The sequence below is a fragment of the Syntrophaceae bacterium genome, assembly GCA_013177825.1.
In the GTDB taxonomy this organism is placed as follows: domain Bacteria; phylum Desulfobacterota; class Syntrophia; order Syntrophales; family PHBD01; genus PHBD01.
The window spans coordinates 21,116-40,990 of the sequence record JABLXX010000009.1; the positions used below are offsets into that span (position 1 = coordinate 21,116).

General features: G+C 58.4%; 20 protein-coding genes. 5 read left to right on the forward strand and 15 right to left on the reverse strand.

Annotated elements, in window-relative coordinates:
• Window positions 1-66: 66 nt before the first annotated feature.
• Together HPY65_16135 and HPY65_16140 are read left to right on the forward strand one after the other, a co-directional pair.
• Window positions 67-861, forward strand: coding sequence for a class I SAM-dependent methyltransferase (locus tag HPY65_16135; GenBank protein ID NPU86006.1), 795 nt, complete (start codon window positions 67-69; stop codon window positions 859-861).
• A gap of 79 nt (window positions 862-940) precedes the next feature.
• Window positions 941-1,225: a hypothetical protein gene (locus tag HPY65_16140; protein ID NPU86007.1), complete on the forward strand. Its 285-nt coding sequence runs from the start codon at window positions 941-943 to the stop codon at window positions 1,223-1,225.
• 17 nt (window positions 1,226-1,242) lie between these two features.
• Here the strand turns inward: HPY65_16140 and HPY65_16145 are convergent, their stop codons facing one another.
• Entirely contained in the window at window positions 1,243-1,773 is a 531-nt protein-coding gene (locus HPY65_16145; protein NPU86008.1) for an OmpH family outer membrane protein, read from the reverse strand.
• A 256-nt stretch (window positions 1,774-2,029) separates the two neighbouring features.
• Between HPY65_16145 and HPY65_16150 the strand changes: the two genes are divergently transcribed.
• Complete coding sequence (locus HPY65_16150) at window positions 2,030-2,683, forward strand: class I SAM-dependent methyltransferase (GenBank protein NPU86009.1); 654 nt, start codon at window positions 2,030-2,032, stop codon at window positions 2,681-2,683.
• 24 nt (window positions 2,684-2,707) lie between these two features.
• Here HPY65_16150 and HPY65_16155 read toward each other — a convergent pair whose 3' ends face one another.
• From HPY65_16155 to HPY65_16195, 9 genes are all read right to left on the reverse strand, one after another.
• Window positions 2,708-3,025: a divalent-cation tolerance protein CutA gene (locus tag HPY65_16155; protein ID NPU86010.1), complete on the reverse strand. Its 318-nt coding sequence runs from the start codon at window positions 3,023-3,025 to the stop codon at window positions 2,708-2,710.
• Between the two features lie 15 nt (window positions 3,026-3,040).
• Complete coding sequence (locus tag HPY65_16160; GenBank protein ID NPU86011.1) at window positions 3,041-4,405, reverse strand: sigma-54-dependent Fis family transcriptional regulator; 1,365 nt, start codon at window positions 4,403-4,405, stop codon at window positions 3,041-3,043.
• A gap of 250 nt (window positions 4,406-4,655) precedes the next feature.
• Complete coding sequence (locus HPY65_16165) at window positions 4,656-6,434, reverse strand: hypothetical protein (protein NPU86012.1); 1,779 nt, start codon at window positions 6,432-6,434, stop codon at window positions 4,656-4,658.
• A gap of 318 nt (window positions 6,435-6,752) precedes the next feature.
• On the reverse strand, window positions 6,753-6,902 hold the full coding sequence (locus tag HPY65_16170; GenBank protein ID NPU86013.1) for a hypothetical protein: 150 nt from the start codon (window positions 6,900-6,902) through the stop codon (window positions 6,753-6,755).
• On the reverse strand, window positions 6,902-8,254 hold the full coding sequence (locus HPY65_16175; protein NPU86014.1) for a replication-associated recombination protein A: 1,353 nt from the start codon (window positions 8,252-8,254) through the stop codon (window positions 6,902-6,904). The genes HPY65_16170 and HPY65_16175 overlap by 1 nt, the downstream gene beginning before the upstream one ends.
• A 30-nt stretch (window positions 8,255-8,284) precedes the next feature.
• Window positions 8,285-8,536, reverse strand: coding sequence for a hypothetical protein (locus tag HPY65_16180; protein NPU86015.1), 252 nt, complete (start codon window positions 8,534-8,536; stop codon window positions 8,285-8,287).
• A gap of 354 nt (window positions 8,537-8,890) precedes the next feature.
• Window positions 8,891-10,252 carry a TrpB-like pyridoxal phosphate-dependent enzyme gene (locus HPY65_16185; protein NPU86016.1) on the reverse strand — a complete coding sequence of 454 codons (1,362 nt, stop codon included), beginning with the start codon at window positions 10,250-10,252 and terminating at the stop codon, window positions 8,891-8,893.
• Window positions 10,253-10,579: 327 nt separating this feature from the next.
• Window positions 10,580-11,785, reverse strand: coding sequence for a hypothetical protein (locus tag HPY65_16190; protein ID NPU86017.1), 1,206 nt, complete (start codon window positions 11,783-11,785; stop codon window positions 10,580-10,582).
• A 22-nt stretch (window positions 11,786-11,807) separates the two neighbouring features.
• A complete protein-coding gene (locus HPY65_16195; GenBank protein NPU86018.1) occupies window positions 11,808-12,545 on the reverse strand; it encodes a glycine zipper family protein in 738 nt (245 codons plus the stop codon).
• Window positions 12,546-12,946: 401 nt separating this feature from the next.
• Here HPY65_16195 and HPY65_16200 point away from each other — a divergent pair, with 401 nt between their 5' ends.
• Together HPY65_16200 and HPY65_16205 are read left to right on the forward strand one after the other, a co-directional pair.
• On the forward strand, window positions 12,947-13,660 hold the full coding sequence (locus tag HPY65_16200; GenBank protein ID NPU86019.1) for a toxin-antitoxin system YwqK family antitoxin: 714 nt from the start codon (window positions 12,947-12,949) through the stop codon (window positions 13,658-13,660).
• Window positions 13,657-14,496 carry a universal stress protein gene (locus HPY65_16205; GenBank protein ID NPU86020.1) on the forward strand — a complete coding sequence of 280 codons (840 nt, stop codon included), beginning with the start codon at window positions 13,657-13,659 and terminating at the stop codon, window positions 14,494-14,496. Before HPY65_16200 ends, HPY65_16205 begins: the two co-directional genes overlap by 4 nt.
• On the opposite strand, the gene surE is transcribed toward HPY65_16205, so the two are convergent.
• From surE to HPY65_16230, 5 genes are all read right to left on the reverse strand, one after another.
• Window positions 14,456-15,256 carry a 5'/3'-nucleotidase SurE gene (gene surE / locus HPY65_16210; protein NPU86021.1) on the reverse strand — a complete coding sequence of 267 codons (801 nt, stop codon included), beginning with the start codon at window positions 15,254-15,256 and terminating at the stop codon, window positions 14,456-14,458. The genes HPY65_16205 and surE overlap by 41 nt on opposite strands.
• Window positions 15,257-15,265: 9 nt before the next feature.
• On the reverse strand, window positions 15,266-16,483 hold the full coding sequence (locus HPY65_16215) for a penicillin-binding protein activator (GenBank protein NPU86022.1): 1,218 nt from the start codon (window positions 16,481-16,483) through the stop codon (window positions 15,266-15,268).
• A gap of 118 nt (window positions 16,484-16,601) precedes the next feature.
• Window positions 16,602-18,521, reverse strand: coding sequence for a molecular chaperone DnaK (gene dnaK / locus HPY65_16220; GenBank protein NPU86023.1), 1,920 nt, complete (start codon window positions 18,519-18,521; stop codon window positions 16,602-16,604).
• Window positions 18,522-18,560: 39 nt separating this feature from the next.
• On the reverse strand, window positions 18,561-19,154 hold the full coding sequence (gene grpE, locus HPY65_16225; protein NPU86024.1) for a nucleotide exchange factor GrpE: 594 nt from the start codon (window positions 19,152-19,154) through the stop codon (window positions 18,561-18,563).
• A gap of 42 nt (window positions 19,155-19,196) precedes the next feature.
• Entirely contained in the window at window positions 19,197-19,781 is a 585-nt protein-coding gene (locus tag HPY65_16230) for a D-sedoheptulose 7-phosphate isomerase (GenBank protein NPU86025.1), read from the reverse strand.
• Between the last annotated feature and the right edge of the window lie 94 nt (window positions 19,782-19,875).

Sequence of the window (19,875 nt, forward strand, 5' to 3'; positions counted from 1 at the left end):
TGTACGGAACCATTGCGAAACCGGCTAGGATCGGTTACAGCACCGTGTAAAGAAAAGAGGAACGGAATGATATCGTGGCTGACGCAGGCATTTCGCCGGGTATGCAGGGCAGAGCCCGATGATCCCGGCCGTGAGGCCGGTCAGTACTGGCGGATGAGCGCCAACGACGACCGAATCCGCGACCAGTCCCACTGGTTCGGCTCCGGGCGCTGGGAACGGGAGCGCTGGATGGAACATGGAGAGTTCCACCGGCGCCTCCTGGAAGACCGTTTCCGCCGGTTTGCGGCCGCCGGGAATCCATTCCCGTCAGGGGAAACTCAGGCCCTCGAATGGGGATGCGGCGGCGGTGCCCTGACCCGGATTCTCTGCGAGCGTTTTGACCGCGTTTACGGCGTCGAAATCTCCGGCGCCACCCTCCGGGAATGCTCACGCCAGATGGAGCGGTTGGGACATCGCAATTTCATAGACTCCCTGGTCGCCGCGGAGCATCCGGAGTCCGTGCTGGAAACCGTCCCGGCGGGGTCCGTGGATTTCATCCTCTCAGTCGCCGTCTTTCAGCACTTTCCTTCCCGGGCCTATACCATACGGGTGCTCCGGGTCATGGAAACGCTGCTCCGGAGCGGCGCCTTCGCCTTCCTGCAGATGCGCTACTCCGACGGCTCGGACCGGTACCGGACGAAAGAAGGGGAAGGATCGTACGCCGCTCACGTGATCACCATGACTTCTTTTCCCTTCCAGGCTTTCCGGGATCTCCTGGAAGAGGCCGGACTGGATGTCCTGGAGGCGTCCTGCGACCTCGACGACAGGAACGAAAACCACGGATACTTCTTCATACGGAAAGGCGGCGGTTTGTCAGCCTGAGTTTTTTCTGGTAAGAAATGCACCCGCTCGAACAGCCGATCCGGATGAAGGGGTAAAATTCAGGAGGAAATCCGATCCCATGAATACGGACCCGTACGAAGTGCTCGCCCAGATGAAGATATCGGCGCTCTGCCTGCAGGTATGCATGATGAGCACCGATATCGGCGAATCCGTGACCGCGCAGGATGAATTCGAGCAGGTCGTGGAGAGTTTCCATAGCATGTTCGGGGATTGGATGACCCCCGAACAATGCGAGGCGTCGAAAAGAGACGTGGAACGGTTCCTCTCCATCCTGCAGCCCTTACTGGACCATCTTATCCGTGAGCGGCAGGCAGCGGGGCGCAATGCCGGAAAGCCGGGATAGGTCTTCCCCGGAATCCCTTACTTTTTCTTCCCTGTTTCGCCGTCGTATATTTTGATGATCCGGTCCGTGATGTCCAGGGCCTCGTCATAGGTAGCGGCAGAGGATTTGTAGATAATAACCGCCAGCTTTTCCTTCTTTCGGTACTCCTCCAGAACGCGGTTCAAATCCTGGATGACTTTCGTCGTCAGCTCGATTTCCCTGCGCCGGAGTTCCTCTTCGAGATCGTCTTTGAACCGCTTCAACTCCTTGGCCTCGATATTGAACTTGTCCGTCTTCGTCTTCCGAAGTTCCACCGGCGCATTGGCGTCGAGATTTCTCAACTCCTCCTGGAGCTTCACAACCTCTTTCTCTCTCGCGGCATAGGCAGCCTGCCTCTTTACCTGTTCCTTCTGAAAGACAGCCCGGGCCTCCTTGGCCGCCCTGGAATCCTTGATGATTTTCTGGGTGTCGATGATGCCGATCCGAACGGGGGCGGCCTGCGCCGACATGACAACGGAAACAAAAACCCACGGGATGCACAACAGGAAAAGGACCAACCATCGTTTCATAAACATTCCTCCCATCTTCGGCCGAGAGGCCGGAATCGTGTGAATGGATCGGGAAGCGGTCCGAGGCATATAACAGAAATGGAAAAAGCCCGACAGGGAAAAGAGGAACTCCTCCCCGGGGTCATTATGCCTGTCGGATCGTGGACTTCTCCATCCAATCATGTTACCTTGAAACGGCAGGAGCCAGCCGGCTGACAACGTTCACTCCAGGCCCGATTCATACCGGCGGCATGGAACGTCGAAGGGGAAGTCCGCGATGCACCCGAGGAAAGACAATTACTGGGGCCGTTTCGCCGGCCGCTACGACCGCGCCACGGAATATGTCGTAGGGAGAGACCTCCGGGAGGTCCTGGCAGATGAACTGCGCCGCGAGGAACCGCTGCAGGAGGTTCTCGAATGCGGGTGCGGATCGGGGTATTTCACCCGGATCCTTGCGGAGCGATCGTCGCAGGTACTGGCAACGGACCTGTCCGGAGAAATGCTGGAAGCAGCCATGATCCGGCTAGGGCGATATAACAATGTCCGGCTGCAGGAAGCGGACTGCGCAAATCTCCCCTTCCCCGACGAACACTTCGATGCGGTCGTTATGGCCAATGTCCTGCACACCCTGCCAAATCCGCTGAAGGCCCTTCGAGAAGCGGGCCGGGTGGTTCGGTGGAACGGTCGGGTTCTTGTCCTTTCCTACACGGATTTCGGCATGGCTCCCTGGGAAGTGTTCTGGATGGCGCTCAGATATTACAGGATGTTCGGCCCGCCCCCTCCGGAGGGCCTGATCCTCTTCACCCCTTCCCAACTCAGAGGCCTGCTGGAAGAAGCATCCCTCACCGTTCAGGAAATCCGGATCATTGGATCACGGACCCTGGCACTATACGGCCGGGCCGTCAGACAAAGGAAGGGAGACAGATTGTAAGCAAAAGGGGCAGGCCCTATTTTCTCAGTAGAGTTCCTGCCGGAGCCATTCCCGATAAGCGCTGCTCACACGATTCAGGGGCATGGAAACGATTTCGGGAACCTCGTAGGGATGAATCTCCAGGATGGCCTGTTCCAGCGCCTCGAACCGGTCCTCCCGCGCTTTCAGGAGACACTGCCATTCCGTCGCTTCCTCAATCCGCTCTTTCCACCAATAGGTGCTTGTGATCGGCCCAATCACCTGGGCACAGGCTGCAAGGCGCTTCTCTACGGTGACCCGGGCGATCCGCATCGCGTCTTCCCGGCTCTCCATAGTCGTGACCACCAGGATAAACGACTCCATCCGCATCCCTCCGCATCAGCCCCGGATTCCGTATTTCTTCAGCTTGTAACGGAGCATCCGCTTGTTCAGCCCGAGGATTTCCGCCGCCTTGAGATGCTGTCCCCCCGACTTTTCCATGGCCTCCAGGATCAGCCGCTTCTCCAGGTCCTCGACGGCGTTCTTAAGCGGCCCCTCCCCACCTGCGACATCTTCCTCGGCCTCAGGCCAGTCATCGCGGAAGGGAAGGTCTTCCGCAGTGATCACCGGGTTCCGGGCAATGACGACGGCCCGCTCCAGGATGTTTTCCAGCTCCCGGACATTCCCCGGGTAGTCGTATTTCATGAGCAGGTCCTGGGCCTCCCGGCTTACTCCCTCGATCTCCTTTCCGTTCTCGGCGCCGAAACGGGAAGTGAAGTGATTCACGAGGGCGGGGATGTCATCCTTCCTGTCCCGGAGCGGCGGGACCGACATGACGACCACGTTGAGGCGGTAAAACAGGTCTTCCCGAAATGCACCCTCCCGGACGCGGACTTCCAGGTTCCTGTTGGTGGCGCTGATGATCCGTACGTCCGACCGCAGCGTCTGGTTTCCTCCGAGGCGCTGAAACTCCCGCTCCTGGAGAAAGCGGAGCAGTTTCACCTGGACCGAGGGCGAGAGCTCCCCCACCTCGTCCAGGAAAAGGGTTCCCCCGTCGGCCTCTTCGAACCGCCCGATGCGCCGGACGACGGCCCCGGTGAAAGCGCCCCGCTCATGGCCGAAGAGTTCGCTCTCCAGGAGATTTTCGTGCAGGGCGCCGCAGTTGACGGCGATGAACGGCTTTGTCGACCGCGGACTCAGCTGGTGGACCAGACGGGCCATCAGTTCCTTCCCTGTCCCGCTCTCTCCCTGGATGAGAACGGTGGCGCGGCTGGCTGCGACCCGCCCGGCCATGTTGATGAGCTCCCCCATAGCCGTGCTCGAGTAGATGATCTGATCCGATGTAACCCCCTTTTGCTGGAGTACCTGGCGGAGCATCTCGTTTTCCCGGATCAGGATCCTTCTCTCCGCCACCCGGTCCACCAGGAGGAGGAGCTCGTCGAACTCGATGGGCTTGGTGATGTAGTCGAGGGCGCCGGCCTTCATGGCATCAACCGCCGTCTCGATGGTTCCGAAGGCCGTAACGATGACGACGTCGATCTCGGGATTGATCCGCTTGACCTCCTTGAGAACCTGCATGCCGTCCATGCCGGGCATCTTGTAGTCCAGAAGGAGCAGGTCGAAATGACGGTTCTTCACCTGGGAGAGGGCTGCTTCGCCGTTTTCCGCCTCGGCTACACTGTATCCCTCCCGGTCCAGAAAATCACGGAGCATCTGCCGCTGCGACTGGCCGTCTTCGACAATCAGGATATTGAGGTTCTTCATTCCCGTCCCTCTAGGTCGTGATATAGAGTATAGGTTGGCAGATCGGGGAAGATTCAATCTGTCCCCAACCCGAAACATTAAAGGCAGCTGCTTTTCAACAACTCTGTCAACTTAAAACCCTTCACAGGGCTGCTCAAAAATGCCCGGATGCAAGGCTCCCGATGGCTTGAGCCGCGAGTTGTACTTTTTCGTACGTCGAGCGGCGAAGGACGAGGGGAGCGAAGCAGGCGGGCGTTTTTGAGCAGCCCTGTCACACTTTGGAGCCGGCCCTCTCGGCCGGCAGATAAATCTCGAATGAGGTCCCTTCCCCTTGGCGACTGGTGACGCGAATCTCCCCGCCGTGTCCGCGGATGATCTCATGAGCCAGGGGAAGCCCCAATCCCAGCCCCTTTTCCTTGGTCGTGTATTCGGGATTGAAAATCTGTTCGATCTCCTCCGCCGTCATCCCGCATCCCGTATCAGCCACCCGGATGTTCACCCGGCCACGGGAAGATCTGCCCACCGCAAGAGTCAGCGTACCGGAAGTCTCCATGGACTCCATGGCATTCTTGACGAAGTTGAGGAGCGCCTGCTGGAGCTTGTCCACGTCCATGGGAACGACGACCGGCGGATCTGCCCAGCGGGTCTCGATAGCGATTCCTTTCTCATCGGCCTCCAGCCGGATCAGGTTAACAATCTTCTGGAGAACCTCCGATATCGGATAATCGTGCAGCTCCAGCCGGCGGCTCCTGGAAAAGGTGAGGAACTCCTCTATGATCCCGTTGAGACGTCGGATTTCATCCCGGATCACTCCGGTCAGGACCTGAAATTCATCCTGCTTTGCCTCCTCCGCGGGCACATACTCCCGCTTCAGGCGCTGGCTGGCCATGCTGATGGCATTCAGCGGATTACGGATTTCGTGAGCCACACCAGCCGCCAGTTTCCCCAGGGCCGAGAGCCGCTCTGCCTTCTCCAGTCTCCGCTCCATCTCGACAATCCGGGTGATGTGCCGGTTCTGGCTCTGATAAAGGAACCACATCGACAGAAGCATGATGACCATCACCAGGGCTGCAAAGATAAAAATCTGGCGCTCGTTCTCCGACAGGATCTGGTCAACGGCGTCCCGTTCCAGGCCCACCCGGACATATCCCGCCACCTGGCCGTTCAGTTTCAGGGGCGTGACAAAGTCGAAGAGCCGCTTCCCCTCGAAGGCGACCTTGCGGCTGTAAATCGCCTGGGCCCCCGACAGGATCTGCGCAAGTGGAATCTCTCCCTCGGCCCAGGCCTCGGGCTGCTTGCCCAGGCTTCCAAGGAGACGTCCCTTCGGCTCCTTTGCCACGAGATAAACGAGCCCCTGGCCTTTCCCCAGTTCCCGGAGAGCCCGCTCCACGGATATCTTCGCACCGAAGGAACGGTTTGTGCTGGCGTCCAAGGCAATGATGGTCGTCCCGCTCCCGTCGGGTCTCCGCAGGGCGATAAAGGAGATCCGTTTTTTTTCCGACAGGCGGTTGAGGGCTCCCAGCGTGACCGGCCGGGATTCCGCGGCATCGTTGTTCGGTTCCGTATCACCGGGCAGGAGCCGGCTCGAGTGGACGGACACGCCCTCCCGATTCAGGGCGGCGATGAGCCAGACCCCCCGCTCCCCTGCAAGTTTCTCTAGGGATGCATTGTTCAGCCGTCCCTCTTTCCATTCCAGATCCACTTCCCGGGCGATCTCGACAAGGGAAGCCATGAAGGAGCGCTGGGTGGCCAGCATCGATTCCGAAAGCGGGGTAAACCGTCCTCCCTGATGGCGCTGTTCTTGCACCAGCCGGTTGAGGTTGTCCATGTTCTCCTGGGCAAGCCGCTCCACGACGCCGACAAATCCCTGAGCGCGTTCCTCCATGAAGCGCGTCAAGGTTCGATCGATGCTCTGGCGCGTAAACAGGCCCATGATCAGGATCAGACCGATGAAAACGCCACACACGACCAGGACGGCCACGGGAGGCAGGAACGAACGGCGATCCTGGGCAGCGGTATGTTCCCAAACGATTCTTCGAGGGTCTTTCACGGAGCGGCTTTCCTCCGGCAATATTCTGGAAGTTTTCCGCATCATAGGAGTTTCCAGGGAAAAGTCAACCGTGACGACGCGACAGGGAAGCAAAGGACTTCCAATTCCGGAGGAAGACCTTCCGATCAGCCGGGAAAGGACAGCAAGCGGACATTTTTTGTCGCGGCGTGACAATTTTTGTCACGATTCGCTAGCGTTTGATTTCTATATGTTTTTTTAAAAGGCGGCGGCATGGCAAGCAGAGGGCCGGACAGCGATTGTTCTTCATGGATGTTTTTTCAAACCGGTCGATTCGTACAAAACGAAACGAATTCAATCTCATACGACCATCTTATGATTTGGCACGATTCCTGAATAAAGAAAAGCAACAAACAAAACGTTACGGCTGATCAACCGGGCAGGGTCGGCCGATGGCAAAGCAAGCGTTTCAAAAAGCAATCCAACAAGAGAACCGGAAGAGGAGGCCATCAGGCCTCCTCTTCCTTTTTGTGCACACCTTTCCCTTCCTGCAGCCGTTTCCGCCACCAGGCCAGCCTTTCCCCGATCATTTTCTCGTATCCCCGGTCCGTCGGGTGATAGAAGTGTTTCCCCTGAAGCTCTTCCGGCAGATGCTCCTGGAATACCATGGCGTCCTCGTAATCGTGGGCATACTGGTATCCGCCTCCGTACCCAAGATCCTTCATGAGCCGGGTGGGGGCATTTCGAATGTGCAGGGGAACAGGAAGGCTTCCCGTTCTTCTGATTTCCGCCTGAATTTTTCCGAAGGCAATGTAAGCGGCGTTGCTCTTGGGCGCCGTGGCCAGGTAGAGGGCCGCCTGTGCCAGGGCCAGCTCCCCCTCCGGGGAACCCAGGAAGTGATACGCCTGCAGAGCATCAACTGCCAGGGATAAAGCCCGGGGATCGGCGTTGCCGACGTCTTCCGAGGCGAAGCGGATCATTCGCCGGGCCACGTAAAGAGGATCCTCCCCCGCCGCCAGCATCCGGGCCATCCAATAGAGAGAGGCGTCGGGATCGCTGTCCCGAAGGCTCTTGTGCAGCGCCGAGATGAGATTGTAGTGTTCCTCTCCTTCCTTGTCGTACAGGAGCGACTTCCGCTCAAGGATCTGTCCGATCCGCTCGGGCGTAACGACAGTATTGCCTCCCTCCTCGGAGGAAAGAAACGCCGCCACCGCCTCCAGACCGTTCAGGGCCGCCCGGGCATCTCCATCGGCGAAGCGGGCGAGGATCTCGAGGGCGCTGTCTTCGATCGTCAGGTTTATCTTCCCGAGCCCCTCTTCCGGATCCTCGACGGCCCGCCGGAGCAGGCGGACCAGGTTTTCTTCCAGGAGGGGCTTTAGAACCAGGACCCGGCAGCGGGAAAGCAGGGGGGCAATAACCTCGAAAGACGGGTTTTCCGTTGTCGCTCCGATCAGGGTGATCAGACCGCTTTCCACATGGGGAAGAAACGCGTCCTGCTGGGCCTTGTTGAAGCGGTGGATCTCGTCCACGAAAAGAATGGTCTGCCGGCCGAGCTGCCTCACACGGCGGGCTTCCTCGATCACGGCCCGGATCTCTTTTACACCCGAAAGGACGGCGGAAAAGCTGATGAAATGGGATTTTGTCTCCCCGGCAAGGATCCGGGCAAGGGTGGTCTTCCCGGAGCCCGGCGGGCCCCAAAGGATCATGGAAAACAGTCGATCCTGGCCGATGGCACGCCTGAGAAGGGTATCCGGCCCGATCACATGCTCCTGGCCAGCGTATTCCTCCAGGGTGCGGGGTCTCATCCGCTCAGCCAAGGGGCGGGCGGATGTTCCCGGTTCTTCTCGATCAAACAGTTCCATAGGCTGTCCTGCCGGTTTGCGGGGCTTTCATCATCCCTTTCCCCGCTCCGCCGCATCCAGAATGACGGACATCCGGTCCCGCGGCATGGGATCCAGCAGGCGGTTTTTTTCGGCTTCAGGCAGATGCTTCATCAGGAACTCAAGGACAGGCGTAATCCCCTGCCAGCACTGCAGGGTCCGGAGGCAGGGACGACCCTCCGATTCCTTGAGACAGTAGGTCAGATGAACATCTCCACCCAGGCGGGGGCAGCGCATGCTGATTTTTCCGGAACTCTCTTCCATGCTTCTCGCCTCTTTCCTGCGTCATCCGCCGCAGCAATACCTCCGGTTTCTTTCATCATGCCGCATGTCCCGCAGATTGGCAACGGAATAAACGGCACACCCGGTCCGTCCTCTCTGCCTTCACTCCGGCATCGACAAAAGGGGGCCGTTCGCGTGCGGTAAACCGGACAAATTGCGAGTTGCTGACAAGGAACAAACGGGCCAAACAGGGTCCGGCGGGGGATCAGGTGAATGATCCGCGAAGATGAATACCGTTCATCGTGACCGGGCATCGGTCAGGAAGAATCCGACCGGCGGCGGGCGAACCGCCGCCGGTTTTCAATCCTTCCTGCAAACGGCGAAAATCGGAACGCCTCAGGGCTTCGGGAACCCCTCAATCGCCTTCAACGCTCTCTCGATCTCCTCTTCGGGCAATTCATAGGGAAGCAGGTTTCCGTCGAAATATGCATCGTAAGAGGCGAGATCCACCATTCCATGGCCGCTCAGGTTAAAGAGGATCACCTTTTCTTTCCCCTCGGCCTTGGCCCGGCGAGCCTCGTCCACCACTGTGGCGATCGCATGGTTGGACTCGGGTGCCGGGATGATACCCTCCGTTCGGGCAAACTGAACACCCGCCTCAAATGTCTCTAGCTGGTGATAACCTCGGGGCTCGACCAGGCCGAGCCGGACCAGGTGGCTGACAACCGGGGCCATGCCGTGATAGCGGAGGCCCCCGGCATGGATCGGCGCCGGCACAAAGTCATGACCCAGCGTATACATGGGAAGAAGTGGCGTCATCTTCGCCAGATCTCCGAAATCATAAGCAAATGGCCCCCTTGTGAGAGTCGGGCAGGAAGTGGGTTCGGACGCAATGACATGCACCTGTTTGCCATGGATCTTGTCCCGCAGAAACGGTGTGGCGATTCCGGCAAAGTTGCTTCCGCCGCCGGCGCACCCAATGACCACGTCGGGATACGCACCGGCCTTTTCCATCTGTTTCTGAGCCTCCAGCCCGATGATCGACTGGTGAAGAAGGACATGGTTCAGCACGCTCCCCAGGGAGTAGCGGGAATCGGGTTTCGTGACGGCGTCCTCGATGGCTTCGCTGATGGCGATGCCCAGGCTGCCGGGGGAATCGGGATGCTCCGCCAGGACGTTCCGGCCCGCCTGGGTAAGGGTGCTGGGGCTGGGGAAACAGTCGGCACCCCAGGTCCGCATCATCATTCTCCGGTAGGGCTTCTGTTCGTAACTGACCCGGACCATGAAGACCCGGCATTCCAGGCCGAACATCGCACAGGCCATGCTGAGCGCGCTTCCCCACTGGCCTGCTCCCGTTTCCGTGGACAGCCGTTTGATCCCGAAGACCTTGTTGTAATACGCCTGCGGTATGGCCGTGTTGGGCTTGTGGGATCCCGCAGGACTCACACCCTCGTATTTGTAATAGATCTTTACCGGCGCATCGAGAAGCTTCTCGAAGTTTCTGGCCCGGCACAGGGGACTTGGGCGATAAAGAACATACTTCTCCAGAACCGGCTCTGGGATGTCGATCCACCGTTCGGTGCTCACTTCCTGCTCGATGAGGTTCATCGGAAAGATGGGGGCCAGGTCCTCGGCCTTGACGGGCTCCCCCGTGGCGGGATGGAGGGGAGGGCTCATGGGTGTGGGCACGTCCGCCAGGATGTTGTACCACTGCCTGGGGATCTCCCGGTCTTCAAGAAGGATCTTCGTCTGTTCCATGGTTTTCTCCTTTCATTGTCGGATGGTCGGCCCTGGACTTACCCATCCGGAAAGTCCTCCGGCCCCTTTGGGAAGAACCCGTCACGGCAAAAAAAATGCCATGGGGTCTTCCCATGGCATGCTCTTTCAGGTTCGTCAGAGTCATGGGAAGGGATCCCCCTGCCCACGGCTCTTTTCAGCAAAGAACGCTACGGGCAGACGCTTTGCGCCTGCCACCACCACAACCGGGATATTGCTGCTTTCAATACGGTCATGAGAACGCCTCTTTGCAGAAGTTGGTGATGGGTATCATACGGAAAACAGACAAGTCAAGCGGATTTTCCCGTTTCAGATGTCGACGCGGCCCAGGAAACCCTTGTGCCGCCGGTACCAGAGATTTGGAATGAGCCGATAGAGGATCCGGGAGAAGGGGCCGATGTATTCCTTCGTTCGCTTGTCGAACTGACAGGCCTGAATGACCAGCTCCCGGATGTCGTTCTTGCTCCCCCCCTCATTGAAAATACGGTAAGCACTGGAAAAGAGCGGACTGTACATGTTCTTCTTTTCCAGATATTTTTGAACGTTTCGAATGGTGTTGGGCCCCTCCGGCGTACCGTCGATTTTCTCCAGAACCTTCAGATTCGTTTCAATGGGATTGCCCGAGTACAACTCGTAAAACAGCTTCCCGTACCGGTAGTTCTTGCTCGCCTCGGAGGAGACGGTGACGTACATGTCGCCGACGCCGGCCTGACTGAAAAAGGCCTGGAAGCTTCCGCCCAGGAGTTTCGAAATGGATCGTATCTCAACTCCGGACCGGGCAAAGAGAGTCCCTGGAATGGAGTCCCCCAGCTTCAGGCAGTCCGTGACCCCTTTGATGTTGGCCACGATATTCTTGAGGGAACCGCAGGCCTCGACGCCTACAATGTCGAAATTATAGTAGGAAGACAGCTCCCGTCGGTTGAACTTGATGATCCGCTCCTTGATGAGCGTGGCGACCCGCTTCTTGCCCGCCACTGTCACGCACACCGGATTCCCCAGTGCGATGTCCGTATCGAAAAAAGGACCGCCGATGCAGACGATGTCATATTTATATTTCAACTTGTAGAGGCTGTTGTGGATCATCTGGGACGGCGTGAGGAGTTCCTTGGTGATCGGATCAGCCGCCAGGCCTTTGATTGGAGAGATGAGGCAGGTATCCCCGCCTTTCTTCTCCATGATGGGCTTCAGATAATCGAGAAGCTCCGGAAGGCGGTTCATCGTCAGGGCCAGAACGATGAAGTCGTTGTCTTCCACGACCCGCTCCAGGTCGTTGGTGGCAAAAACCTTGGGGCCCAACCGGGGTACTTCATCCATGCTCCCCAGACGCCGGGCCAGATCTTCCGTAAGATGGATGGGATTTAGATGATCCCGGTTGATGGCCTTGCAGACGGAAGCATCGTGATAATAGATTGTTACCCGCTTGTTATCCCGGCCGAACTTGTAGGCAAAGGACGTTCCCAGGCGGCCGGGTCCGATGATGGCAATGCGGGTTGTGTCGAGATCGGTCAGGAGCATTCGCGCCCGGTTTCCTGGTCTGTCAGAGCTTCATGATCAGAGCGTGAAGCTTGCCCGTGTCGCCTTCCCGCAGCTGGATCCGGAGTTCGACCGGTTTCTTCGACTCCGCCGGGAAGAAAATGAATCCGTAGGCGATTTCCTTCGGCCGGACAGACCGGTTCTCAAGGGATCGCTTGTTGAGATCGTCCCGGATCCGCGCTTGCACATCCGTCTGGGACAGAGCGGTGGTTCCCCCCACGCTAGCCCCGGCGGCAGCCCCGACAGCGGCTCCTCGCATGGCCGCCTCACCGACGCTTTGTCCGGACACGATACCGATGGCAGCCCCGATGAGGCCGCCCGCAATCCCTCCCAGGACGCCGTATTTCGCCGACTTCGGGGCAACTTCTCCCAATTCCGTCTGACGCTCGATCCGTTCATACGCTACTTTCTGATCCAGTACGGGCCAGAGATTGTTTTCCTGATCCACCAGGAACGTCTGGGCCGGAACGATGTCCAGGGGACGATCACCACGGTTGTCGAAGACGACCATAACCGGCAGGACGCCCGCACCCAGGATGTCGAAGCCAAAGGCATCCTTCGCCGTCTTGGGGTCTCCGAAAGCCTGGGCAGCCACGGTTGTCCCGTCCACCTCCACGGCGTTCGGGTAGGCCTTCGGCATCTTGAACGGTACAACCTGCGACTCGTAACGCGTACAGGCGAGAATCCAGAAAACGGCCAACAGGATGCACGCGATGCTTCGCCCTCCGAAACGACGGCCCATGATGCCTCCCGTGAAGTTGTGATACAGTGACAAACAACGCGCAGTTTATGAAACGAGCCCCCGTTTGTCAATGTGAAAGGACCGTTTTCAAACCATTCACATTGACAAGTTTTCGTTACGAATCAATAATTAAGGAATGCATAAGCATTCGGAAGGGGAAAACATCGGCAATCCGGCAGTTGGATCCGAAAACGCCAATTTCCTTCCGAAAAAACCGGGGATCAAGGGGCATAAGGGGGATGGAGCCAATAAAGGCGAAACGCTTTCTTCCGCAGATGAACGGGTAGGAAGATCCGGCCGGAAGCAACGTCGCGCCTTGACAGGGAAACGGCATCAACGTATGGATGCCGGAAATCATACCGCGACACTGTCTTTCGCAACAAATCGGAGGAACCCGCCTCATGGCAAAGAAACCCGAGACTCCCCGGGAAGTCGTCGTTTACTACGATGAGGAACAAACCCAGATCAAGGAACGGAAGTGCCTGCTCGGGAAAAAGCTGCACGGTGAATACACCTCCTATTATGCGAACGGTCAGCTTATGGTGCGAATGAACTTCCGGGAGGGTCGCCGGCACGGAGAGGCGGAGTCTTACTACCGCGACGGCAAGCCCCGTGAGCGGGCCGAATTCCGGGACGACCATTTCGAAGGCGATTACAGCTGCTGGTACGAAAACGGGCATATCCGGGAGAAGGAAACATACCGGGCCGGACGGCTGGACGGTCCTTACTGGATGTATTATCGGAGCGGTCAGGTGAAGGAGGAGGAGTTTTTCTCCGACGGCAGGCTCCACGGGCCGTACCGATCCTATTACAAATCCGGCCAGCTCAAGGAAGAAGGCACCTTCGAGAACGACAAGCGGGAAGGGACGTACACGGCCTATCACCGGAACGGGCAAATCCGGGAGCAGGCCCGTTACCGGAACGGGAAACTGATCGGGAAGTTCCGTACCTTCAACGAGAAGGGCGAGGAGATTCGCACCGTCGTCGATGACGGGGAAAACGGCGAATCGGATGAAGAATGGCTGGAAAAGGAACTCCAGGCGGACAACATGCTCCGCAGCCTGGAGACATTCCGCGAGGAGGACGAGCAGACGGATCGGAGGGAAAAGCCATGATCGAGCGCATCCTGATCGCCACGGACGGATCAGCCCACAGCCAGACGGCGCTGGAATACGGCATTTACATAGCCGGCAAACTCGAGGCACGATTGACGGGCCTGCACGTCATGGAACTCCTGCAGCTGCAGGCCCCTGTCTTCAGCGACATCTCAGGATCCATCGGCATTCCGCCCTGCCAGGAGTTTCTTCCCGTCATGGAAAACTCTCTGGAGACAAAGGCCGATGCCATATTGCAGGCGTTTCGGGACCGCTGCCGGAAATCGGGGCTCGTACCGGAGGTAAAAAAATGCCTGGGCGTGATCGACGAAATCATCATTGAGGAAGGCCGGCAGGCCGACTTGATCCTTCTGGCCCAGAGAGGGGAGCATTTTCATCTCGGCGGAGGCGCGATCCTCGGCACAACAGCCGAATCGGTGGTCCGGAAATCGGGGAAACCGGTCCTGGTAACCCCGGCTGCATACCGGGAAATCGAAAGCATGGCCCTTGCCTATGACGGTAGTTCCCCCGCCGGCAAGGCCCTGGAAATGGCCGCCGAACTCTCCGAGAAAGCCGCCTGGCCACTGACCGTCATCACGGTCTCGAACGATCCCGCCGCTTCTGATCGGGTCTGCAAACAGGCCGAAACGATGCTGGACACATGGATGATCGACTGGGAAATGATTCAACTGACCGGAAGGGAAGACAAGGCGATCCTCCACTTCCTTCGGGACGGGTCGGTGGAACTCCTGGTGATGGGGGCTTACGGCCATAACCGGCTTCGGGAACTTCTCGTCGGGAGCACGACAAGCCAGGTCATCCGCAAGAGCCCGATCCCGGTCCTTCTGACCCGTTGAGATCCCGCTCCACCAGGTTTTTCAGATCGGCCAGCACATCCATGCGGGTCAGATCGCTGTGAATGGGCGTGACGGTGATCCAGCCTTTCTTCAGGGCGCTGATGTCCGAATCGGCCTCCTCCGTGGGCGCCGGCTGCGTCTCTCCCGCCAGCCAGTAATACGCATTATCCCTAGGATCCACTCGTTTTTCGAAGCTTTCGATGAGACGGGCCTTCCCCTGTTTGACAACGGCCACGCCCCTGATTTTTTCCTCCGGCAAGGCCGGGATGTTTACATTGAGAGACAGGTTTTTCGGAAAGGGGTGGGACACGATAAAGGAGCAGATTCTTCGGGCAAACCGGGCGGCAAAGGCAAAATCCGCCTCCCGATGCGTATCGAGCGAGACGGCTACGGAAGGCACGCCCATGATGGCTCCCTCCGTGGCTGCCGAGACCGTACCCGAATAGATGACGTTGATGCCCACATTGGCGCCCAGATTGATCCCGGAGACCACCAGATCCACGGCCCCGCCGGCCAGCTCCCTGATGCCGATTTTTACACAGTCCGCCGGCGTGCCCGCCACGGCATATCCGATGACCCGGCCGTTCTTCCTCGCCTTCCGCACCATCAGGGGCCGGAAAAGCGTGATGGCGTGCCCTACGGCGCTCTGCTCCACCTCCGGTGCCACGACGAGGCATTCGGCATCCCTGGACAATTCACGCCTCAGGGCTTCAAGACCCCGGGCATAGATTCCATCGTCATTCGTCAGCAGAAACCTCATGGAGACCCTCTACTCGCCCACCGGAACAATCTGTCCCTGCGTGATTTTCAAAACCATGGCGCCCCTCCGGCTTTCTCCATCGGGCGCAAAGGAGAGCTTCCCGGAAACGCCCCGAAAATCCGGATTCGCAATGATCAACCTGCGCAGATCTTCTCTGGAGCCTGGTTTTTCCTTCAGCAGGAGCCGCACGGCAAGCATCGTTCCGTCATAGGCCATCGCTTCCAGACTCCCCGGTTCACGCCCCGTGGCCGCATAATACCGCTCAATAAAATCCTGAACCATTCGGGAAGAATCGTTCATGCAGAACGTATCTGTGAAGACGGCTCCCTCAAGAACGCCTCCTTCTTTCCGGACCCTGTCGGACTGATTCCAGGATGACAGGCCCATCATCTGAACGCCCCGGATCTGAAGATCGGCCAGTTGGGAGGCGGCCAGAAAGGCCCGCCCCAGGGAGTCGGGAAAGAATAGGGCTTCGAAATCAACGACCGGTGAAATGGAGATTTCAATGGACCCTTCCGGCTCCACGATCTCTCTTCCGGAGGTCCCCTTGACCCCGGCCAGAAACCGGATCTCGTCCGCAAAATCGATCTGCCGACGTCCGTATGTTCTCTCCCGGAGGATTCGCCCGCCCCGCCGGGTCACTTCTTCCCGGAAGAGCCTTGCCGCTTCCCGGCCGCCGTCATCAGAGGGATAAAGCATGGCAAAACGCCGCAGCCCCCTCCGGGAGACGGCATAGTCGGCCAGGGCCTGAATCTGAACCCGAATCGTCAAATAATCCCTGAGGATATAGGCATTGTCCCCGCCGATACCCTCCTGCTGGGTAAAGACCAGGATCGGCACCTTCTTTTCGCGGGCAAGGCGAGCCGCCTCCGTTCCTTCACCCAGCGGCCCTAGAATCAGGATGACCTTCTCGCGGTCCGCCAGTTCTCGTACCAGACCCGGCAGGGTCTCGGGGCGGCTCTCGGAGTCGCGGATCAGAAGGGTGAGGCGGTGGTGGTTCGTCCGCTCCAGAACGGACGAGGCCATCAGAATGGCGTCCAGGACATGGTTTCCATAGGCGGCGTGCTTTCCGGTGAGCGGGAGGATGACCCCGATCGTCTCCGCTCCGCGTTTTTCTCCCGCCGCGAAGAGGGCGGATGGGAAGGGCGGATGGTCCGAGCAAAGGGCTCCCCGGGCGGCAACAGCCAGGGCAAGCGTGGCAAAAATGATCAAAAGGGAACGTTTCATGATTGGACCATTGGATGAAAGCGTCCTGTATGCTACAGGAAATGATTCCCTCCGTCGACAAAAAAAGGCCCGGAAACCGATCCAATCAGTCCCGGGCCTTGAATCAACGGGGGTTTGCTTACTTGACTTCCTCGAAATCGGCGTCCACGACGTCGTCGTCTTTCCTCCCGGAAGACTGCTGGGCTCCGCCCGCCTCTCCACCGGCCTGAGGACCTCCCGGCCCGGCTCCTGCCGTTGATTTGGCGTACATAGCCTCGGCCAGCTTGTGGGAGGCCGTCGTCAGTTCCTCCTGGGCCGATTGGATCGCCTGGAGGTCATCTCCTTCAATCGCCTTCTTCAATCGGGCAATCGCCTCTTCGATCCGTGTCTTTTCGGCCGCATCGATCTTATCGCCGAACTCCTTCACGTTCTTCTCCACACTGTATGCCAGGGCATCGGCGTGATTCCGGGCCTCGATGAGCTCGCGCTTCCGCTTGTCTTCGTCAGCGTGGAGCTCCGCTTCCTTGACGAAGCGCTGGATCTCGTCGTCCGAGAGGCCGCTGGAGGCCGTAATGCGGATGCTCTGTTCCTTCCCGGTGCCGAGATCCTTTGCCGCAACGTGAACGATGCCGTTGGCATCGATGTCGAAGGTGACCTCGACCTGCGGGAGTCCCCGCGGCGCTGCCGGGATGCCCACCAGCTCGAAATGTCCTAGGGTCCGGTTATCCGCCGCCATGGGACGCTCTCCCTGGAGGACATGGATGGTCACGGCCGTCTGGTTGTCCGCCGCCGTCGAGAAGATCTGGCTCTTCTTCGTGGGAATGGTCGTATTCTTCTCGATGAGCTTCGTCATGACGCCGCCCAGGGTTTCGATGCCGAGAGACAGGGGCGTCACGTCCAGGAGCAGCACGTCCTTCACGTCTCCGGCGAGAACACCGCCCTGAATCGCGGCCCCCACGGCCACGACTTCATCCGGGTTGACTCCCTTGTGGGGCTCCTTCCCGAACATCTCCTTGACCTTCTGCTGGACCCGGGGCATGCGGGTCATGCCTCCCACGAGGATGACCTCGTCGATGTCCTTCGGCGTGAGGGAGGCGTCCTTCAGGGCGGTCCGGCAGGGAGGCTCCAGCTTCTCGATCAGGTCCTCCACGAGGGCCTCCAGTTTGGCCCGGGTGAGCTTGATATTCATATGCTTGGGTCCCGATGCGTCGGCCGTGATGAAGGGGAGGTTTATGTCCGTCTCCATGGAGGTGGAAAGCTCCATCTTGGCCTTTTCCGCCGCCTCCTTGAGGCGCTGAAGGGCCATCCGGTCGTTTCTCAGGTCGATCCCCTGGTCTTTCTTGAATTCCGTCACCAGGAAGTCGATCAACTTCTGGTCAAAGTCCTCTCCGCCAAGGTGTGTGTCCCCGTTGGTGGACTTCACCTCGAATACACCGTCACCGATCTCCAGGATGGAGATGTCGAAGGTGCCGCCGCCCAGATCGAAGACCGCGATCTTCTGGTCTTTCTTCTTCTCCAGGCCATACGCAAGGGCTGCCGCCGTAGGCTCGTTGATGATACGCAGGACGTTGAGCCCGGCGATCTTTCCTGCGTCCTTCGTCGCCTGCCGCTGGGAGTCGTTGAAATAGGCCGGTACGGTGATGACCGCATCCGTCACTTTTTGGCCCAGGTAGTCTTCTGCCGTCTGCTTCATTTTTCCTAGAACCATTGAGGAAATCTCGGCAGGGCTGTAGTTTCGTCCCCGGACGGTGACCTGACCATCTCCGTTTGCGGCCTCCGTAATCTTGTAGGCCGTAATGCTCTTATCGTACTGCACTTCCTTGGACGTGAACTTCCGTCCGATGAGGCGCTTGATTGCATAAACCGTATTTTCGGGGTTGGTGATAGCCTGTCGTCTGGCCACCTGGCCAACCAACCGCTCCCCGTTGTCCGTGAAGGCAACGACGGACGGCGTGGTGCGGTTTCCCTCCTGGTTTGCGATGACGACGGGGTCTCCCCCTTCCATGATGGCTACACACGAATTGGTCGTCCCCAAGTCAATTCCGATAATCTTTCCCATGATCCTTCCTCCTTAGCCGCCGTTTTGGACGGTTTCATCTTAACAGTTCTGGTCGCCGCGCGTTCGTTTACAAACGGAAACCTTGGCGGGCCTCAGCAGCCTGCCGTTCAGCAGATATCCTTTCTCCAGTTCATCCACGACTTCGTTCTCTTCGTGACCATCTCCGGCTACCTGCATCAGCGCTTCGTGAATGTTCGGATCGAAGGGTTTGCGCAGGCAATCGATGGCCTCGACGCCATGCCGGCCCAGGCAGGCCGTCAATTGGGAGCGCAGCAGATCAAGCCCCTTCCGGAACGCATCGAAGTCACAGGATGTCTCGGAGTGCTGCAGAGCCCGGTCCATGGCGTCCGTCAAAGGGAGCAGGTCCTTCAGGATCTGCTCGTTACCGTACTTGATGGCATCCATTTTGTCCCGTGCGGCGCGTTTTCTAAAATTATCCAGTTCCGCAACGGCTCGCAAATACTTGTCGTAATTCTCCGCCGCTTCCCTCTCCTTTTCCTGCAGTTTCGCCTTCAGGGCTTCCCGTGTTTCTTCGGTTGCATCCGCTTCACGAAATTCAGTCTCGGCTTGGGATGTCGGCTCGTCTCCCCGGCCATGCATTTCTTCCTTTTCCTGCTTCGGTTTCTTCACCATATTTATCATCCGTCCACCGGCCGGTGTCCTGATGTGTCCTGCCTACTTCAGGTCCGGCTTCTGAAAGAGTTTATAATCCACCATTTCGCAGATTACGTGGCCCGCTGTGATGTGCACCTCCTGAATGCGGGGAGTGCTGCTGGAAGCCACGTGCAGGGAGTGATCCGCCATGCGGGCGATCGGGCCGCCGTCCCGTCCTGTCATGGCCAGCGTGATCATTCCGATTTTCTTCGCCATTTCCAGCCCTTTGAAGACATTGGACGACGTCCCGCTCGTACTGATCCCCCAAGCCACATCTCCGGCCTGTCCCAGAGCCCGAATCTGCTTGCTGAATATCTCCGAATAATCGAAGTCGTTTGCAATGCTCGTAATAACGGAGGTATCGGTCGTCAAGGCAATCGCCGGCAGGGGTGGCCTTTCGATCAGAAATCGGTTGATGAACTCACCGGCCAGATGCTGGGCATCACCAGCGGATCCTCCATTTCCAAAAAGCAGAATCTTGTTTCCCGCCTTCAGGGCACCCGTGATGGCAACCACGGCCGCCACGATTTTCCCCAGATTGTCGTTGATGAAGACATCTTTCAGATGCGCGCTCTCACGAAATCTCTGAACGATATTGTCTTCCATAACCACCTTATATCATTCCACTATTATAATAAATGCGGCCCTTTCAAAGCGTGCATAATGTAGGGATCGAACCCTGCAATGTCAAGGGCACGGG

Coding starts and splice junctions, on each gene's coding strand:
- HPY65_16135 (NPU86006.1), top strand. CDS start 67: ATGATATCGTGGCTGACGCAGGCATTTCGCCGGGTATGCAGGGCAGAG.
- HPY65_16140 (NPU86007.1), top strand. CDS start 941: ATGAATACGGACCCGTACGAAGTGCTCGCCCAGATGAAGATATCGGCG.
- HPY65_16145 (NPU86008.1), bottom strand. CDS start 1,773: ATGAAACGATGGTTGGTCCTTTTCCTGTTGTGCATCCCGTGGGTTTTT.
- HPY65_16150 (NPU86009.1), top strand. CDS start 2,030: ATGCACCCGAGGAAAGACAATTACTGGGGCCGTTTCGCCGGCCGCTAC.
- HPY65_16155 (NPU86010.1), bottom strand. CDS start 3,025: ATGGAGTCGTTTATCCTGGTGGTCACGACTATGGAGAGCCGGGAAGAC.
- HPY65_16160 (NPU86011.1), bottom strand. CDS start 4,405: ATGAAGAACCTCAATATCCTGATTGTCGAAGACGGCCAGTCGCAGCGG.
- HPY65_16170 (NPU86013.1), bottom strand. CDS start 6,902: ATGGCCTCCTCTTCCGGTTCTCTTGTTGGATTGCTTTTTGAAACGCTT.
- HPY65_16175 (NPU86014.1), bottom strand. CDS start 8,254: ATGGAACTGTTTGATCGAGAAGAACCGGGAACATCCGCCCGCCCCTTG.
- HPY65_16180 (NPU86015.1), bottom strand. CDS start 8,536: ATGGAAGAGAGTTCCGGAAAAATCAGCATGCGCTGCCCCCGCCTGGGT.
- HPY65_16185 (NPU86016.1), bottom strand. CDS start 10,252: ATGGAACAGACGAAGATCCTTCTTGAAGACCGGGAGATCCCCAGGCAG.
- HPY65_16190 (NPU86017.1), bottom strand. CDS start 11,785: ATGCTCCTGACCGATCTCGACACAACCCGCATTGCCATCATCGGACCC.
- HPY65_16195 (NPU86018.1), bottom strand. CDS start 12,545: ATGGGCCGTCGTTTCGGAGGGCGAAGCATCGCGTGCATCCTGTTGGCC.
- HPY65_16200 (NPU86019.1), top strand. CDS start 12,947: ATGGCAAAGAAACCCGAGACTCCCCGGGAAGTCGTCGTTTACTACGAT.
- HPY65_16205 (NPU86020.1), top strand. CDS start 13,657: ATGATCGAGCGCATCCTGATCGCCACGGACGGATCAGCCCACAGCCAG.
- surE (NPU86021.1), bottom strand. CDS start 15,256: ATGAGGTTTCTGCTGACGAATGACGATGGAATCTATGCCCGGGGTCTT.
- HPY65_16215 (NPU86022.1), bottom strand. CDS start 16,483: ATGAAACGTTCCCTTTTGATCATTTTTGCCACGCTTGCCCTGGCTGTT.
- dnaK (NPU86023.1), bottom strand. CDS start 18,521: ATGGGAAAGATTATCGGAATTGACTTGGGGACGACCAATTCGTGTGTA.
- grpE (NPU86024.1), bottom strand. CDS start 19,154: ATGGTGAAGAAACCGAAGCAGGAAAAGGAAGAAATGCATGGCCGGGGA.
- HPY65_16230 (NPU86025.1), bottom strand. CDS start 19,781: ATGGAAGACAATATCGTTCAGAGATTTCGTGAGAGCGCGCATCTGAAA.